2 protein-coding genes and 2 pseudogenes are annotated in these 1,670 nt (G+C 58.6%); 1 reads left to right on the top strand and 3 read right to left on the bottom strand.

Going from position 1 to position 1,670, the window contains the following annotated elements; genetic code table 11:
- Positions 1-102: pseudogene (locus AAC083_RS22120) on the top strand (3'(2'),5'-bisphosphate nucleotidase CysQ); the annotation flags it as partial.
- Positions 103-191: 89 nt separating this feature from the next.
- Here the strand turns inward: AAC083_RS22120 and AAC083_RS22125 are convergent.
- The 3 genes and pseudogenes from AAC083_RS22125 to AAC083_RS22135 all read right to left on the bottom strand — a co-directional run.
- A complete protein-coding gene (locus tag AAC083_RS22125) occupies positions 192-488 on the bottom strand; it encodes a YciI family protein (protein WP_108537722.1) in 297 nt (98 codons plus the stop codon).
- A 24-nt stretch (positions 489-512) separates the two neighbouring features.
- Positions 513-1,064 (bottom strand): septation protein A, encoded by a 552-nt coding sequence (locus AAC083_RS22130; RefSeq protein ID WP_108537723.1) that lies wholly within the window; start codon positions 1,062-1,064, stop codon positions 513-515.
- Between the two features lie 115 nt (positions 1,065-1,179).
- Positions 1,180-1,670, bottom strand: a pseudogene (locus AAC083_RS22135) (pyridoxal-dependent decarboxylase); the annotation flags it as partial.

Genomic DNA, 1,670 nt, shown 5'->3' on the forward strand with positions numbered 1-1,670 from the left:
GTGCTGGAAGGGGCCGGAGGCAGCGTGACCCAACTCGATGGTTCACCCCTTGCGTACAACAAGCCTGACATCCTCAATCCCTGGTTTGTCGCCCGGGCGTGAGCCCGCTTGTGATACCGTAGAATAGAAAGAGGCCGGACTTGGTTGAACACCAGCGTCCGGCCTCTTTGCATCTTGGGAATGGCGTTCTGTTAGAACACCTTTTTGAACGGTTTGATGGTCACCTTGGCGTAGACACCGGCCGCCACATAGGGGTCGGCATCGGCCCAAGCTTTGGCATCGGCCTGACTGGCAAACTCGGCGATGACGGTACTGCCGGTAAAGCCTGCATCGGCCGGATCGTCGGCATCGATAGCCGGGTTGGGGCCGGCGGTCAGCAATCGGCCTTCATCCTGCAAGGCCTGCAGCCTGGCCAGATGGGCAGGGCGCACTTGCTTGCGCAGCGGCAGGCTGCTCTGAACATCTTCGGAGTAGATGAGATACCACATGAGAGGATCCTTTTCTGATGAGGGTTATTTTTTCAGCTCGTTCTTTTGTTCGGCAGGGATGTGGCGGTAGAGATAGACGCCACTGAGCAGGGTAAACACCAGTGTCATCCCCAGCAGGCCGAACACCTTGAAGTTGACCCACATCTCTTGCGGCAGGCTAAACGCCACGTAGAGGTTGAGCAGGCCACAGACGGTAAAGAAGCCAACCCAGCCGAGGTTGACCTTGTCCCAGACGGCATCGGGGGCTTGCAGCTCCTTGGCCAGCATCTGTTTGATCAGGTTCTTGCCAAAGCCGTAGCGGCTGATGAGCAGACCCAGCGCGAACAGCACATTGATGATGGTCACTTTCCACTTGATGAAGGTGTCATCGTGGAAGAAGACGGTGAGGCCGCCGAAGAAGCCGACCAAGATGAAGGTGAAGAGCTGCATCTTCTCGACCTTGCGATAACGCACCCAGCTGTAGATGAGTTGCAGACCGGTCACCACGACCAGGGCGCCGGTGGCCGTGTAGATGTCGTAGAACTTGTAGACCGCGAAGAAAACGATAAGTGGAATAAATTCAATAAATTGCTTCATGTCTGGCGCGTAGCCCTCAAGAGTAGACCTCAAAATTTTGTCCAGTTTACCTGCCCGATGGGCAACGGCAAATGAATAAGACCGCCCATTTTACGTCCCGTTCCCTGATGCGGCGCTAGCCAAATAGCTGGCGGGCAAGGGGCTCGCCCAACCGTTTTTGATCCGCCAGTAGCTCGCGGATGTGGCGCTCTTCGATAAGCGGGTTGAGCAGCACGGCGCGCAGCAGGGTGAGCGGCTGGGCACCGTAGCGCCCCACCGCCCGCTGGGTGCGGGAGACAAAGCTGTGCCCCTCGGCCCGCTGGGCTTTTTGCAGGGCCACGTTGAAGTCGTTGATCTGCGCATTGGCCGCTTCATCCAGTGGCTTGCCCTGCAGGTGGGGCGGAATGCAGCGGTAGGAGAGCAGGTTCATCACCGGTGCCGACATCAACTCGAAAGCGGGGTCGCTTGCGATGAGCTCTGCCATCTGTCGGGCGCGGTCGTAGTTGGCCTCGATGAGATGGGCGTAACCCTGCTGGCCAAACAGCTGGAAGGCGGCATCCAGATAGAGCGCATTGGCGGGGCGGGTGCCCTCCAGCGTAAAGCGGCCCTGATCGAACGAGGTGGCAC

The organism is Aeromonas sp. HMWF014 (assembly GCF_963878295.1).
GTDB classification, from domain to species: domain Bacteria; phylum Pseudomonadota; class Gammaproteobacteria; order Enterobacterales; family Aeromonadaceae; genus Aeromonas; species Aeromonas popoffii.

Coding starts and splice junctions, on each gene's coding strand:
- AAC083_RS22130 (WP_108537723.1), bottom strand. CDS start 1,064: ATGAAGCAATTTATTGAATTTATTCCACTTATCGTTTTCTTCGCGGTC.
- AAC083_RS22125 (WP_108537722.1), bottom strand. CDS start 488: ATGTGGTATCTCATCTACTCCGAAGATGTTCAGAGCAGCCTGCCGCTG.